Annotated in this window: 15 protein-coding genes; 4 read left to right on the top strand and 11 right to left on the bottom strand. The window is 57.5% G+C overall.

Annotated features, from left to right (window positions below; all coding sequences use genetic code 11):
- Nucleotides 1-1,031: 1,031 nt before the first annotated feature.
- Both IC66_RS0139280 and IC66_RS0139275 read left to right on the top strand, forming a co-directional pair.
- Nucleotides 1,032-1,586 carry a peroxiredoxin gene (locus tag IC66_RS0139280; protein ID WP_011084586.1) on the top strand — a complete coding sequence of 185 codons (555 nt, stop codon included), beginning with the start codon at nucleotides 1,032-1,034 and terminating at the stop codon, nucleotides 1,584-1,586.
- Between the two features lie 6 nt (nucleotides 1,587-1,592).
- Complete coding sequence (locus tag IC66_RS0139275) at nucleotides 1,593-2,141, top strand: carboxymuconolactone decarboxylase family protein (RefSeq protein WP_011084585.1); 549 nt, start codon at nucleotides 1,593-1,595, stop codon at nucleotides 2,139-2,141.
- 211 nt (nucleotides 2,142-2,352) lie between these two features.
- On the opposite strand, the gene IC66_RS0139270 is transcribed toward IC66_RS0139275, so the two are convergent.
- The 6 genes from IC66_RS0139270 to nifH all read right to left on the bottom strand — a co-directional run bounded on the left by IC66_RS0139270 (nucleotide 2,353) and on the right by nifH (nucleotide 8,870).
- Nucleotides 2,353-2,649 (bottom strand): ferredoxin family protein, encoded by a 297-nt coding sequence (locus IC66_RS0139270; RefSeq protein WP_011084584.1) that lies wholly within the window; start codon nucleotides 2,647-2,649, stop codon nucleotides 2,353-2,355.
- A 38-nt stretch (nucleotides 2,650-2,687) separates the two neighbouring features.
- The gene (locus tag IC66_RS0139265; RefSeq protein ID WP_038951170.1) at nucleotides 2,688-3,995 is read right to left on the bottom strand and encodes an FAD-dependent monooxygenase; all 1,308 of its coding nucleotides are present in this window, start codon (nucleotides 3,993-3,995) and stop codon (nucleotides 2,688-2,690) included.
- 11 nt (nucleotides 3,996-4,006) lie between these two features.
- Nucleotides 4,007-5,116: an electron transfer flavoprotein subunit alpha/FixB family protein gene (locus IC66_RS0139260; RefSeq protein ID WP_014497958.1), complete on the bottom strand. Its 1,110-nt coding sequence runs from the start codon at nucleotides 5,114-5,116 to the stop codon at nucleotides 4,007-4,009.
- 950 nt (nucleotides 5,117-6,066) lie between these two features.
- On the bottom strand, nucleotides 6,067-6,408 hold the full coding sequence (gene nifW, locus IC66_RS0139255; RefSeq protein ID WP_011084580.1) for a nitrogenase stabilizing/protective protein NifW: 342 nt from the start codon (nucleotides 6,406-6,408) through the stop codon (nucleotides 6,067-6,069).
- Between the two features lie 654 nt (nucleotides 6,409-7,062).
- On the bottom strand, nucleotides 7,063-7,881 hold the full coding sequence (locus tag IC66_RS0139245; RefSeq protein WP_011084579.1) for a nitrogen fixation protein NifQ: 819 nt from the start codon (nucleotides 7,879-7,881) through the stop codon (nucleotides 7,063-7,065).
- A gap of 104 nt (nucleotides 7,882-7,985) precedes the next feature.
- Nucleotides 7,986-8,870: a nitrogenase iron protein gene (nifH, locus tag IC66_RS0139240; RefSeq protein ID WP_011084578.1), complete on the bottom strand. Its 885-nt coding sequence runs from the start codon at nucleotides 8,868-8,870 to the stop codon at nucleotides 7,986-7,988.
- A 567-nt stretch (nucleotides 8,871-9,437) separates the two neighbouring features.
- Between nifH and IC66_RS0139235 the strand changes: the two genes are divergently transcribed.
- The gene (locus tag IC66_RS0139235; RefSeq protein WP_011084576.1) at nucleotides 9,438-9,863 is read left to right on the top strand and encodes an ArsC/Spx/MgsR family protein; all 426 of its coding nucleotides are present in this window, start codon (nucleotides 9,438-9,440) and stop codon (nucleotides 9,861-9,863) included.
- Nucleotides 9,864-10,072: 209 nt separating this feature from the next.
- Nucleotides 10,073-10,816, top strand: coding sequence for an OmpW/AlkL family protein (locus tag IC66_RS0139225; RefSeq protein WP_018647470.1), 744 nt, complete (start codon nucleotides 10,073-10,075; stop codon nucleotides 10,814-10,816).
- A 405-nt stretch (nucleotides 10,817-11,221) separates the two neighbouring features.
- Here the strand turns inward: IC66_RS0139225 and IC66_RS44290 are convergent, their stop codons facing one another.
- From IC66_RS44290 to IC66_RS47380, 5 genes are all read right to left on the bottom strand, one after another.
- Nucleotides 11,222-11,569, bottom strand: a complete 348-nt coding sequence (locus tag IC66_RS44290) for a (2Fe-2S) ferredoxin domain-containing protein (RefSeq protein ID WP_011084574.1) — start codon at nucleotides 11,567-11,569, stop codon at nucleotides 11,222-11,224.
- Between the two features lie 719 nt (nucleotides 11,570-12,288).
- Nucleotides 12,289-12,633 (bottom strand): hypothetical protein, encoded by a 345-nt coding sequence (locus IC66_RS0139210; protein ID WP_011084572.1) that lies wholly within the window; start codon nucleotides 12,631-12,633, stop codon nucleotides 12,289-12,291.
- A 33-nt stretch (nucleotides 12,634-12,666) separates the two neighbouring features.
- Complete coding sequence (locus tag IC66_RS46830) at nucleotides 12,667-13,026, bottom strand: DUF3024 domain-containing protein (RefSeq protein ID WP_038951168.1); 360 nt, start codon at nucleotides 13,024-13,026, stop codon at nucleotides 12,667-12,669.
- The gene (locus tag IC66_RS46825) at nucleotides 12,965-13,282 is read right to left on the bottom strand and encodes a hypothetical protein (RefSeq protein WP_014497965.1); all 318 of its coding nucleotides are present in this window, start codon (nucleotides 13,280-13,282) and stop codon (nucleotides 12,965-12,967) included. Before IC66_RS46825 ends, IC66_RS46830 begins: the two co-directional genes overlap by 62 nt.
- Nucleotides 13,279-13,593, bottom strand: a complete 315-nt coding sequence (locus IC66_RS47380) for a nitrogen fixation protein NifZ (protein WP_028153326.1) — start codon at nucleotides 13,591-13,593, stop codon at nucleotides 13,279-13,281. The genes IC66_RS46825 and IC66_RS47380 overlap by 4 nt, the downstream gene beginning before the upstream one ends.
- Nucleotides 13,594-13,662: the final 69 nt, after the last annotated feature.

Here is a 13,662-nt window from a genome sequence, read left to right as displayed (position 1 = left end):
CTGATCGCCTCGTCACCCAAAATCCCGCATAGCTCTTCGCGGAAGTCGCGCGCGCCGTTCCGCTCGGGCTGCCGAGCGGTGGCTTGCAAGGCCTGCCACATCCCCATGAGCACCTTGGACGGCTATGTCTGGACGCGAGAAACACACCAGCAAGATCGCGGCCATCATCGATAGTCTAGATGAGATAGATTCGAATAGCGCTCCGGGCAGTTCTTTACCTGCCAAAGACGATCTTGAGGCTACCTGCCGATTCCGCTTTGGATGTCGCGCAGCGAGGAAGGCATCACCTTACAGGTGCAGGGCACTCGAGGGGGGCACACACATTATGCTCGCAAGCGAACGTTGCGAGGGGAGAACAGATCTCGATTTCCCAACCGTTCGGCAGCAGAACAATCCGGTCTTGACAAAAACGGTTGCCGAGGCTGCGCCCGCCGTCTCCCGGGCGCTTCGCAGCAGGACCCCATCTCCTTGCGATCAGCAAATTCGCCAAACAACGGGAATGAGCTGACCGGACCTGCGCGCCGAATCGTTACGATAGCCAGGCGTACCGGACTTAACAGACGTTCCGAAAAACATGCCTTGCGGCCGGCGCCGTTCAACCCCAGCTGCGGCTATTGGTCGGAACGATACCGGGCGGCGCACGCCCATCGAAACCCTTCGCCATTTGCGGAAGCCGCCTTAGCTCCCGCGTCCGCTGCTGCGCCGCCTCGATGCCTTGCGAACGCGCCGATTGTGGACCTTGAACGGCACGACGTCGCAGTTACCAGCGGCGAGCGCCAAACTGCCATAGCCCGGCCAGGCCGGCTGTGCAGTGCCTACCGGTCGGGGACGAGATTGCTTCGGTTTAGGTCTGGCTGCCGTCTTCCCGCCAACCGCGTAGCCAGCGCCCGTGTACTTTCGTGCTCAAAGGCGCCTGTATCCAAGCCGCTGGGCTGGTCTTGTTGCGCCAATTCTAGGTCTAAGAATGCGTGGCATATGGTTTGCTCCACCAGTGAGGTCACGATCTACAAAAGCAAGTTTGTGAGGACACCATGCTCGGAATTGGAAGTCAGTTGCCGCCATTCGACATCACAGGCGTGAAGCCCGGTTTTCAAGCGCAGGAAGAGGAAGGGCAGAGTGCGTTTGAGACGCTGACCGAAATGAGCTTTCCGGAGAAATGGAAGATCATCTTCTTTTACCCAAAGGACTTTACCTTCGTCTGCCCGACAGAGATCGCAGAATTTGCTCGGCTTTCCAAGGAATTCGCTGACCGAGATGCGGTTGTACTGGGTGGCTCGACTGACAACGAGTTCTGCAAGCTTGCTTGGCGGCGCTCACATGTCGACCTGCACAATCTACCAATCTGGCAATTTGCCGACACAAAGGGAACGCTCGTCGATGGCCTCGGGGTGCGTTCACCCGAAGGGGTTGCCTATCGTTATACCTTCATTGTTGACCCCCAAAACACGATTCAGCACGTCTATGCGACCAATCTGAGTGTGGGCCGCAGTCCTAAGGACACACTCCGCGTTCTAGACGCGCTGCAAACCGACGAGCTCTGTCCCTGCAACCGCGAAATCGGCGGGGAAACACTGAAGGTTGCGTGACGCAGCATGTCGCCGATCGAACAAATCTACGACAAGATTCCCGATTTCGCGAAGGATGTCAGGATTAACTTGACCTCCTTGATGGCCGATGAGACGCTTTCGCCGCGGCGAAAATACGGGGTGCTGGTAGCGAGTGCAGTTGCCACCCGCAATTCAGCCCTGATTGCCGCGGTGGAATCGGCAGCCTCGGGCGTGATGACATCTGTGGCGATCGCCGCAGCGAAAGCTGCGGCCTCCGTAGTGGTAATGAACAATGTCTACTACCGCTTCGTTCACCTCGCTTCCAACCCAGAATACAAGACGATGCCGCCGCGGCTGCGCATGGACGTGATTGGCAATCCCGGCGTGGACAAGTCCGATTTCGAGCTGTGGTCGCTTGCTGTCTCCTCCATAAACGGCTGCGGTATCTGCATTGATGCCCATGAGAGGACATTGAGAGCCGCGGGCGTCAATTCGGAGACGATCCAGACCGCCGTGCGCTTTGCTGCGATCACACAGTCAGTGGCGATCGCACTCGAGGCCGCTGGGCCTGCCTCCCCTCAGGCAGGAGACTGATCTTTTCTCTGCCATCAGATCGACGGCATCGTGGCGCTACTCAGTGGCGCCACAACGAGCCTTTTGCTGCTTATCTGCATGTCACGTCTTGCGTCGCGTTGCGATGACGGGTGTCTTCTCAAACAACCCGGCGCTATGCAGGTGACAGTGAGCGCGCCACAGATACAGTGAGATTGCGTCGGCTAACGCCGCACCACCCTTCGCTCTGTCATCACCCAAACTTGAACAGAACACCATATCCGCCGCGCGGGTGGCTCCATTCGATGTCGCCGGTCGGCTCGGCGATCACGCGGCAGGTACCGCATTCAATGCAGCCATCAACTGTAACTTCGACCTGGCCGTTGTCGTTGAGCTCGTAGCATCGCGCCGGGCAGGCCTTCAAAAGTGTGAGGAGCTGCGGCGATGGCGTCTTGTGCGCACGTACCCTGACGTGAGGGTGCCCGGCGTCGACAAGATAACGGTTGTAGTACAGCTTGTCTTCGACGCGCACGGAGGGTTCGACATTCATGCTTTTGCCTTCCACTGTTGGACTTCACACTGTCGCGATCACCGCCAGGCCCTGGCAAAACGGTAAGCATCGCCGACCAGACCTGACCATGACCGCGTCTTGACAAAGGATTTGAGGCTCGCCTTCTCCTTCTCAACCTTGGGCGTACCATCGACGCGCACAAAGTTCTGCATCGCCTTGGAGATAAGCTGCGGATAAGTGAGAAAGAAATTTTCGGAGTGGGTATGCATGAGGGGTGGCAAATCCTTGTACTTCTTGAGATCTTTGATGACGAAAGAATCGTCCAACATCTTTTTGTAGATTGAGAGATTTGTTGCACTCATCGGTTCGCCGCGCGATTTGACCAGACCTATCGCTTCGGCCGCGATACGGCCCGATGTCATCGCGAGATTGGAGCCCTCACGATGAACGGCATTGTTGAGTTGGGCGGCATCGCCCACGACGACCCAGCCCTCCCCATAAAGCTGTGGGATCGATTTGTAACCGCCTTCGGGAATGAGATGCGCCGAATATTCCTTTACTTCGGACCCTGCTATCAGTGGCGCCACAGAGGGATGCCTTTTGAATTCATCGAGCAGGCCATACGGCGTTTGGCCCGTGCGTTGGAAGTCGGCGACGAGACAACCGATGCCAAGCGAAATGCACTCTTTGTTGGCGTAGATGAAACCCATCCCGGTCATGCCGCGGGAAATGGTACCGGCAGCCTCTATCACGACGCCTTCATCCCCCTTAAGATTGAAGCGTGCTTCGATGGTTTCACGGGGCAAGAAGTGCATTTCCTTCACCGCGAGCGCAACGTTATCGGGTGCCGGACGGGCGCGCAGGCCCGCACGCGTGCCGAGCAAGCCATTGACCCCTTCGGCCAGAACGACGACGTCAGCATGTATCTCGCCGTCACGGCGATCTGTACGAACACCGACGACCCTGTTACGATCGTCCTGCGCGAGCTCTGTGACGGTGGTCTCGCAAAGCACGATCGCGCCAGCTTCCCGCACCTTTGAAGAAAACCATTTGTCAAACTGGGCGCGTATAATCGTATAGCGGTTCGGCCTCTGCTCGTTGAAGTCCTCCGAACGGTAGTGCATGCCGACATGCGAGCGATCGTCCATCATCCAGAACCGCTGTTCGATCAGGTGGCGTTCGAGTGGCGCCTCCTCTCGAAACTCGGGGATCAGCTTTTCCATCATGTCGGCATAGAGGATGGCCCCCTGCACATTTTTCGATCCGGGATATTCGCCCCGCTCGAGCTGCAGCACCTTCATGCCCTGTTTGGCCATCGTCAATGCCGCCGCGTTGCCGGCCATACCGGCTCCGACCACGATCGCATTGAATCTCTCTTCAATCATCAATATCTCCTCTAGACCGCGATCCTGGCGCGGGAATCTGGCAGAAGCCGCGCGCGAAATGCAGCCGTCAGGGCTGGCAACAATTGCATAGCATCACTGACGATCGCGAGATGGGCGAAGTCGAAGATCGGAGCGTTTTTGTCCGTGTTAACGGCGACGATCAGATCCGCGCCCTCGACGCCGACCCGGTGCTGGATCGCACCGGAAATGCCCGCGGCAATATAGAGCTTCGGCCGGATGGTTTTGCCTGTCTGACCGATTTGCCGGTCAGACGTAACCCAGCCCTTTTGCACGAGAGGACGCGAGCAGCCATATTCAGCCCCAAGCAGAGCTGCGAGCTCGCGTACCAACCGGAAGTTCTCAGGCGATCCCAGTCCAAGGCCGCCCGCAACCACAACATCGGCATAGGCCAGAGTGGAAGTTTCTGCATCGCGGTCGGGTAGGAAGGACAATACTTTCGTGACTATATCGTCTTCTACAAGGCCGAGCGGATGAACGACGATACGAGCGGCATCGCGCATAACGCGTGCAGGCATCGGCATCACTCGCGGGCGGACCGTGGCCATCTGCGGGCGGTAATTCAAGGTATAGATTGTGCAGAGCAACGAGCCGCCAAAAGTTGGCCGCGTCGCCGCAAGTGAACCGTCGGCGTCCACGTCCAGCGTGGTGCAGTCGGCAGTAAGCCCCGTCGATAGATTCGTCGCCACGGAACCTGCGAGATCGCGACCAAGCGTCGTGGCACCCAACAGTAATATCTCGGGCTTGTAGGTGTTGACGAGTTCGGTGAGCGCTTTCGTATAAGATTCGTTGCGGTAATCCGACAACACATTGTCGCTCACGAGATAGGCCAGATCGGCGCCGTAGCAAAAGGCTTCAAGTGCGGCGTTGCGTGTGTGCTGCCCCTCCGGACCGACAACGACAGCGGCAAGATTCACCTTTAGCCTGTCGGCAAGACCACGCCCCGCACCCATGAGCTCCCAGGAAACGGGATGCACTTGGCCCCGCTCCAGCTCGACGAAGACCCAGACGTGCTTGTACGACTTGAAGTGCTCCGGCAGTTCTTTTTTGGCTGCTCCGCGGCCGGCCCCTGCTGGCATCGCCGTTTTGCTGACCTTGCTCATAGTCTAAATTCCTCTGGAGATAGGCGCGCCCGCGCCACGGGTTGCTTTTTCGCTTTCGTTAACCGAAGTTCACTTTTGGCCGGCAAGTGGCTGGCTGCTCTGCCCGCCTGCGCGCTCGGACCAGTCGCACCACAATACGCGTCGTCGCAATTGGCGCACCCATTCGGCCGGCTTTGGAGGGATCTTGCAAACTGAATCCTTGGGTGCCGGGCTCGACGAGCGCCACCGTGGCCGGCCAGGACGAGGTGATCCTGACCGGCCACTTCCATGCCTTAGTTGACTAGTCCGTTCGCGGCGCCTCGCCGGTACCATCGATGGAGGTCCTGGCAAGGCTTCTGTCACGCGACCGTGCCGAGCCTCCAGCGCTGGCACTCCGTGTGGGAGGAGGGCACCACTTTTCGTAACGCAGTTTCTATCTGCGATGAGATGCAGACACATTTGAGCGGGATCGGGGGCCGATTTGATGCGGACGCTACTGTGCATAGCCGCCGCAAGAGCCGCGCGAAGGGGACACCTATTATTGACTACCATCTCACCGTCACTACGAAACTGCGACCGCGTCAAAGACCGTTGCGAACAGACCTGACGGCATCGTAGGCCTCGATATGATGCCGCAGGGGGGCTCGGCAGGCACTGTAAGCAGCATCATGGGTCCTCCTTCAAACTCACCGCGGGCGCCACCATCTGTCGGCATCGATGATCAGATCAGCAGGACAACAGCAAGTGTCGTACCAGTTGCAAAGACGATTGAAGTCAGTGGGACGTATTGGCTTGCGCCACACATCAAACAGCTGCTGATACCTGGTCACGAATAATCCGGACATGGGTCGGGAATACGACAGCCGTTGGCCGGGCCATGACTAAGAGACTTGCCGCGATAAATAGAAAGCCGCATTAACGGAGCGCCTCGGCGTCCGCCGGACAGACTTCGCTTACAGTGGAACGCTAGGTCACTTCAACTCGCTCAAAGGAACGAAGGCCGCAGCCTTCTTGGAGTCTGAGACGGCATCCTTCAAAACCTTGAACACTCGCTCGTCGATCGGTGACGATGCCACGAAATCTCCATATGCCCGTTCCAGCATCGCCTTGCATCGAGTTCTGATTTCCGGCTCTGCGGCACCAGCAAATTTCTCCTGTGCGAGGTATTGTCCCATGCGCTTCAAAATGTGAAGGCGCGCGACATTCACGATCTTAGGGTCGTACTCGACGCCAAGCAGCGAAAAAAACTCCTCTGCCGATGAGGCCTTGCCGAGTCGATCTAGAATACCGGTTGCTGGGGATGAGCTGATCATCGAATATTCTCCTTCGGTTTAGCTCTGGTGAGCGCCCACATTGAGCGGATCCGAAACAGTAACGACAACGCGCCCGCGGGTTTTGCGGTTGCGCTCAATCTGATGAGAACTCGGTGACGGCGCGGAAAGACTTCTCATGACTGACACCTGAAGTTCGCGGGCCCGGTATATCCTAACACTTGGTTGACCTTTTCCATCGTTAGCTCCTGATGACTACACAGCCCGAAGACGGCATGGATATTGTGGCAAGGGACCACATATTTCATCGACACCCTTGCGTCGACCCTCGCGTCGGCGCCTCTTTCCCGGGTCCGTGCGGCACTCCATCATGGTAAGCGGAAGATCTGCTTCGATAATTGCGCGGACGCGATGTTTTTGTTGACCGCGCCCGCCGTTACCGCCGCAGTCTTTGTGATCCTAACGGCCGACCTAGTGCAAGAAGTCACGCTTCTCTTTATGACCTTGTTCAGCAAATGCATCGTGGCAAATGCGACAGCGCTATGAGGCCGAACGCGTTGCCCTTTGGTGCGACAGGTCCGTTGCGGCGCACCAACACGGGTGAACTGTAGCCTAGCACTCGATCTTGCCGCCTTAACCACACGGCCGTCCGCTCGCATCCAAGTTGGTGATCCGCGCCCTCCTCCGACCTGCGGCCTACAAATGCGGTGAAGCCTTTTCGGATAACGATGCGACTGCGGTCTCTCCTGGCGTTTCAGATGCCCGGCCGCTGGACACAGCCGGCCATGCTGCGGCCTGCAACAGCAAATCGCGCCGACGCTCGGCCATCCGGCTCTCACCGCTTTCTTCACCGAAACAGATGTTGAATTCGTTACATTGATTGCACACGGGTGTCGTGCACATCGCAAGGCCTTCGTCCTCGCAAAGCATGCGGTAGAAGAAGCGCTTCCAACGCATATTGTTGACATTGCTCGCGGCGAGCGGCGCGAAATGCCGGCTCATCACGAGCGAGAGTTCGCCACGATCACGCAAGCCGAGAGCTTCCCAAAGATGGTCCGGCTCCATGGCGCGGCGCGCGATCATCGCAGCCAGCCACCGGCCGATATCCCCTTCCGTCGAGCGATGCTTGAGCAACAGATCGCGAAGCATTGCGATCTCCTCATCCTCTTCCCGCTTGAAGGGCGCGGCCTGCTCCGGGGCCCTGATCCCGGTTGGGAGAAAGTGCTGCTCCAGTAAGACCGCCAATTCAACGCCGGACAGGCCAACTTTCTCAGACAGACAGCCACCATCCATCGTGGCAGCCGCCAGGATAGACGCCAGGGCATGGCGATCGAGATTGCTGTCGATGGCGATATCGGCATTTGCAGGATGTTCACCGGTGAGCAGCCGGTAGGTTGAAATTCCCTTGTGCAACTGGCTATTGGCGTCAGCAGCACAGGCAGTCGTGAACGGAAGGACGTGCGGCTCGGACATAACTCTGCGGTTTTTCACAATGCGTGGTTCGTCACGGCGCACTCTGGTTTTCGCGGCCGATCGTCAGTATGCCGGCCCCCCCGGGAAGGGGGGTGAGGGAGACCGGCATCTGTCGCTCGCCTTCGCAAGGCGGCGACTCGCGGCCTTTACGAGGCTGCGAGTTCGGCGGCGGTTTTGCCGATGATTGATTCATCCACGGCCTTTATAATGCCATGCTCCATCAGCATGTCCTCGAGCTCATCCATTGAGATCGGGGTCGGGATGATGCCCTTGCCGCCATTATTGTGAACCTTGGCCGCTAGTTTCCGATAGTGATCAGCCTGCTTGGAATCGGGTGCATATTCAAGCACCGTCATGCGACGCAGCTCTGCATGCTGCACCACATTGTCACGCGGCACGAAGTAGATCAGTTGAGTGCCAAGCTTCTTGGCCAACGCTTCCGCCAGTTCCAATTCCTTGTCGGTCTGCCGCTCGTTGCAGATCAGGCCGCCCAACCGCACCCCACCTGAGTTCGCGTATTTCAGGATCCCCTTGGAAATATTGTTTGCGGCATACATTGCCATCATTTCACCAGACATCACGATGTAGATCTCCTGCGCCTTGTTTTCGCGGATTGGCATCGCAAAGCCACCGCAAACAACGTCGCCAAGCACATCGTAAGAAACATAGTCAATGTTCTCGTAGGCTCCGTTCTCTTCAAGAAAATTGATCGAGGTGATGACACCGCGGCCGGCGCAGCCGACACCTGGCTCAGGGCCACCGGACTCAACGCAGCGAATGTCCTGGTAGCCAACCTTCATTACGTCCTCGAGCTCTAGATCCTCCACGCTGCCGGCGCTCGCGGCAAGACTCAAAATCGTGTCTTGAGCCTTGGCGTGCAGAATAAGGCGAGTCGAGTCCGCTTTCGGATCGCACCCTACAATCAGGATCTTCTGACCCATCTCTGCCAGCGCCGCTAGCGTGTTCTGCGAAGTGGTGGACTTGCCGATTCCGCCCTTCCCGTAGAAGGCGATTTGTCTTAGTGAAGCCATGCTGCTCTCCATCAACCGATTTGCCAAACGTTGCGCGCTTCTTTTGCGAGCTTTGCTTCCCTCGCAGAAGCGGGGGCACACGGGTTCAAGGGAAGGAGCGCATCGCTCGCCTTACACGTCGGCGTGCACTCAGCCCTCACTCAGTGTTGCTGCCGCTTATCAGCAACAGCCGTGCCAAGGTCTAACCCGGCACCTTAAGCTTCTGATTACGTTTCCAAAAGCAACCAGCCGGCGCGCGATCGTAGGCTGTTTTGGATCTGACAAGATCTGCCCGGCTGTCAGACAACGAACAAACAATCGCAAACATGAACGCCAACAGCCAAATAGGCTGACTTAGCCGATGCCGCCATTGTGGAACAGAACTTGCTGCCGCTCGCGCAAGCTCAGCCATGTGAGGAGTAAAGATGCCGGACGGAGTCAAAATGAGACGGGCCAACGGCTTTGCAAATTCGCTGAGGGCGCACCATGCGCTGATATTGACGTTGACTGTCAAGAACTTCGAATGGCTCCCGGGAAGCAGCAGCCCTGTGCTATTCGCCCAGCATAGCACGCCTACATAGGTACGCCGTGGCTACAATCATCTTTTATCAGAAGCCCGGCTGCGCCACGAACGCGCGTCAGATTCAAGCGCTAAAGTCCGCCGGTCATGACGTGGTCGTCCAGGACATCTTGAAGGAGCCATGGCATGCGGACGAATTGCGCAGCTTCTTTCGCAATATGCCCGTCGGCTCCTGGTTCAACCGAGCCGCGCCTCGTGTCAAGTCGGGCGAAGTCAATCTCGATTCTATCGACGCGGCGAGCGCACTCGCATTGATGGTGAGTGATCCACTCCTGATACGACGACCGTTGATCGACTTAGACGGAATACGATGTGCCGGGCTCGATCGCGAGCCCGCGCTGTCGCTGCTTGGCCACCAGACGCAGGAGCATCTCCAGGGATGCCTGCACCAAGCAACTCGCACGCGCTGCCCGAAGATGGGATCAAGCGAATGAGCCTGTTCCGGACGATCACACCAGAAGAATGACGTTCTCGACTTGCGGCTTGCTTGGCGCGAGTATTTCCTTTAGCAAAACGTGTTTCGCAGCTGTGATCCTGATGCAACTGAGCGGCACGATCGCTCCCATATTTGATTGGTATCAAATCTTTCGCCGTTCCTTATGTGTGACAGAGACCTTGCGCGGCTTCTCGCGCGACTTTTGGAATGGAGAATTCGATGAGAGCAAGAACAGTCCTGGCAACTGTATCGGTCTTCGCGCTAGCGACCTCGTTGGCCAGCAACTCGGTACGTGGTGCTGATCTGGGTCCGGCGCCGGTCTACTATAAAGCTCCCCCTATTGAACCCCGCAACCCGTGGATGATCCGCCTGCGCGTGCTTGGCGTTTTGCCGGATACCGCAGGCAGTTCCGTCAACGTTCCAGGGACGCCGTTGCTGTCATCACCCAACTCTGGGCTTTCGATCAGCGATCAAGCTATACCAGAGCTCGACATCACCTATTTCTTCACAGCTAACTTAGCCGCCGAACTCATTCTCGGCGTGACCAGCCATCACGTCAGCGGCAATGGCGCGCTCACAGGGCTCGATATCGGCAAAGCCTGGCTCTTGCCTCCTACACTGACCCTGCAATATCACTTCACCGATTTTGGGCCGCTTAAGCCCTATGTCGGCGCGGGCATCAACTACACTGTATTCTTCAACCAATCGGCAGCCAATACTTCGCTCGCCGGGCTTTCCGTCACGGATCTAAACATCAAAAACCAATTCGGCGCGGCAGTCCAATTCGGTTTCGATTACATGCTCGATCGCCACTGGGGCCTCAACTTTGACGTTAAAAAGCTGTGGCTGCGGCCGGAGTACTCGGCCACCTTAAACAATGCGATTGCCGTTACGGGCCGCGCCCATATTGATCCATGGCTCGTCAGCGGCGGCGTCGCTTACAAGTTCTGACGTTAGAGCAGAGCCAGAGTGGAGAGGCCGTTTGATAAACTCGGATCCCAGCAGGATCATCGAGCTCGTCTCCTACTCTCGCCGGACTGACACGGAAAGCCGGCTGACGCGCCATCGACGCGTCAGCTCGCAAGAGAGGGAACCGCTGGCGTTGCTCGCGCTGCAAGTTACGAATCGCGCAGCACGTGAGTAACATTACACAAACGTCGACTCAGAATATGATCATACGTCTGTTTCGCCACGCTTAAGACCGAAGCCATTTTCCCATTTGCCTGATAAGAAGGCGATACGCCGCTGACAGCCTAATCTTGGCCGCGAAGTGCCCGGTTAATCTCAGACGATCCGCCCCCCAACGTCGAGCCGACCATGCTAGCTAACCCGGCAAGCGGCCGCCAAGCGACGCCTCTAGCTTCGCTTGAGCACTATCACAAGCCGGTCGACACGTTGGCCGTGCTTGAGGTGGGATATGACGATCTCGTCGACATCCTCAGGCGTGGTCGCGCGATACCAGACTCCGTCGGGATAGACAACCAGCAAAGGACCAGAGTTACAAAAGCCAAGGCAGCCCGCAGTCGCGAAGCCAATATCGTCGAGGCCTTGCGCTTCGATCGCCTTGCCCATTCGATCCCACAGAGCTTGCGCGCCGGAGGCGCCACAACTGCCGTGGGGATGGTTTGGCGGACGCTGCGTGTTGCACGCAAAGACATGGTGCCTATAGAGTTGAGGGAGATGAAATTCTTTTTCTGAGTTCACGCGCCTATCCTCTGATAGTGAATTTCAGCTGTCGGGATGAGATGTGAGCGCATAGCCGCCCGCAATGTCCAACGATGACCGTCCATTGGCGCATGGACACCTGCTGACACCAACTCCCGCTTGCGAAGGCAGTCGGAATGGTCGGGCGCCTTACTCGCTGTCGTCGCTGAGATGAGCGATAGGCACATTCACGTCCGAAGGTCGCCTGCTGATCAATGACAACCTCTTCTCCCGGCATCGAGACCTCTCATTCATGCAACAATCCCCCCGATCAACTTTCTCGAAGAGCAAGTTGCACACCAAATGCGTCATAGCGCGCCTCACAATTGAGGGAAGTTGCGGCAATGCCGACGTTCTCGCCGCTATCAGCGATTGAATGCCCATTGCCTCGCTCAGAACAATAATGTCGGCCGGAGAGACGGCGTCGCCCTCGATCTGTTCACTCATCAAATCGCGGTTACCGGTTCGCTCAACCCGGCCCCGTCGTTTCCTGCTTTAAGGTATCGACAGCAGTTCGGCTCAACCGGAATACCCCGCGGCCACGAGCGAGCGGCTGATAAGCCGAGCTGGCACGGGTGTTGAGGACATCGAACCACCCGTTCGGAGTGAGCTTCCCTGGACGCTGGCCGATTTGTATCACCCGCCCATTCGGGGCGAAGCGGACGTGGATGATGATTTGTTACAAGCTCATACCGATTCCTTATTTTGGCCGCTTACGATCACGAGCTGACACCCGACAAGCTCGACTGTAATGTGGTCGATTTCGAATATCTTAGCGGGACTCCTTCACGTGATTGCAGATGCGCGTCGTAGCACTGCTCGACCATGCGACACCACTCCAAGACATCATCGGTAGGCTTGCACAGCACTGCGCCGTATTCGGCCGGCTCATTGCTCACGGCCCAACATTCCTTTGGCCAATGCGATCCCGGTCGCCCGCGTTGAGTGTCGAACTCACGCATCACGCCCCGCCCGCGGCGCAGCTGGACAAAGGGACCCATGCCGTCGCTATCGGCAGCAAGCAGCCGTTCGATCTCGATCAATTCCTCGGTCGTGATCGCCATCGTCGTTCTTCTATCCTCGGGGACGGTGGTCCTTCATTGCCAGAACAGGCGCTCAGGATCCGCATTCAATTCGTCGATTGCAGGGATCAAGCGATGATAGAAGCTGTAAAATTCCCAGACTCCCCCCGCATGATTTTTGCGAAACAGCTTCCAGATCCCGGTCACGCCATCATAAAGGATCAGCGCGACATCGACGAGCGCGCCATCCTTGTCGATATTGCGCGAGCAGCAGGGACTCTCGATGCAGTAGCCGCCCCACACGGGCGTCACGTTTGGCGAGACGTAGAGATAGCGCTTCCGCGCGCTCAAGCCGCGTTCGATCCGTTTGCGATCAAGCTCGTTGAGATGACGCGCCAACCCCGGTTTTACTTTCCTCATCAGTGCGGAATTCATGATGAAAGCCTCCCTTCAATGCCTTTTGATGTTCTCTTGAACTCCAGCAGATGAGCAGCTCCTCACCAAAATCAACGATAAAGATAGGCTCATGCGCTTTGTTGTTGAGAGTATCGATGACGGTCTGGCGGCTCGGCCTGGCGGCGAGCGAAGCTCCGTCCGTCTCCGTATCGACCGATGAGCGGTGCTTGATCAGGTCGGCTGTCGGTTTACCCCGCTGGCCCCACCAATATTTTGGAAAACCTCGCTGAGTCATGACTCCTCCGGTAGTGGCAAATCATCGACCTCCTCGCCTGCATCCACTGGCTCAAGTTCCTTGCGTTTCATGCCAACGCGGTAGCCGCTTTCCAAAAACTCCACGCCGTAGATGTAGAATTGCTGCAAGAACGTGCCGATCGAGACGACGTAGCCCACCTCCCCCTTCTTGACCAAGACGTCTCCGATCTCCTTGCCGGGATAGGTGCCATCATTCCGGATGACGCGATTGGCGCGAAGCTTTTGGCCAAAGCTGAAGGCGGGTGGGTCGCTTAGCTCGACGGCGTCGCTATCCCGGAGAATTCTGTTCATATTTCGCTCCTCATGCACCGACGGCGCGGGGGCACGCCGAGGGGACACTCTGCTCCGCATCACGAGGCG

Origin of the sequence: Bradyrhizobium genomosp. III, from assembly GCF_000261705.1 — a bacterium.
Classification (GTDB): Bacteria; Pseudomonadota; Alphaproteobacteria; order Rhizobiales; family Xanthobacteraceae; genus Bradyrhizobium; species Bradyrhizobium ottawaense.
The sequence above is the reverse complement of the archived record's forward strand: the minus strand, read 5'-3'. Positions and strand labels throughout refer to the sequence as shown.

Excerpts from the sequence above, each read along its gene's own strand:
- IC66_RS0139280 (WP_011084586.1), top strand. The coding sequence starts at position 1,032 with ATGCTCGGAATTGGAAGTCAGTTGCCGCCATTCGACATCACAGGCGTG.
- IC66_RS0139275 (WP_011084585.1), top strand. The coding sequence starts at position 1,593 with ATGTCGCCGATCGAACAAATCTACGACAAGATTCCCGATTTCGCGAAG.
- IC66_RS0139270 (WP_011084584.1), bottom strand. The coding sequence starts at position 2,649 with ATGAATGTCGAACCCTCCGTGCGCGTCGAAGACAAGCTGTACTACAAC.
- IC66_RS0139265 (WP_038951170.1), bottom strand. The coding sequence starts at position 3,995 with ATGATTGAAGAGAGATTCAATGCGATCGTGGTCGGAGCCGGTATGGCC.
- IC66_RS0139260 (WP_014497958.1), bottom strand. The coding sequence starts at position 5,116 with ATGAGCAAGGTCAGCAAAACGGCGATGCCAGCAGGGGCCGGCCGCGGA.
- nifW (WP_011084580.1), bottom strand. The coding sequence starts at position 6,408 with ATGATCAGCTCATCCCCAGCAACCGGTATTCTAGATCGACTCGGCAAG.
- nifH (WP_011084578.1), bottom strand. The coding sequence starts at position 8,870 with ATGGCTTCACTAAGACAAATCGCCTTCTACGGGAAGGGCGGAATCGGC.
- IC66_RS0139225 (WP_018647470.1), top strand. The coding sequence starts at position 10,073 with ATGGAGAATTCGATGAGAGCAAGAACAGTCCTGGCAACTGTATCGGTC.
- IC66_RS0139210 (WP_011084572.1), bottom strand. The coding sequence starts at position 12,633 with ATGGCGATCACGACCGAGGAATTGATCGAGATCGAACGGCTGCTTGCT.
- IC66_RS46830 (WP_038951168.1), bottom strand. The coding sequence starts at position 13,026 with ATGAATTCCGCACTGATGAGGAAAGTAAAACCGGGGTTGGCGCGTCAT.
- IC66_RS46825 (WP_014497965.1), bottom strand. The coding sequence starts at position 13,282 with ATGACTCAGCGAGGTTTTCCAAAATATTGGTGGGGCCAGCGGGGTAAA.
- IC66_RS47380 (WP_028153326.1), bottom strand. The coding sequence starts at position 13,593 with ATGAACAGAATTCTCCGGGATAGCGACGCCGTCGAGCTAAGCGACCCA.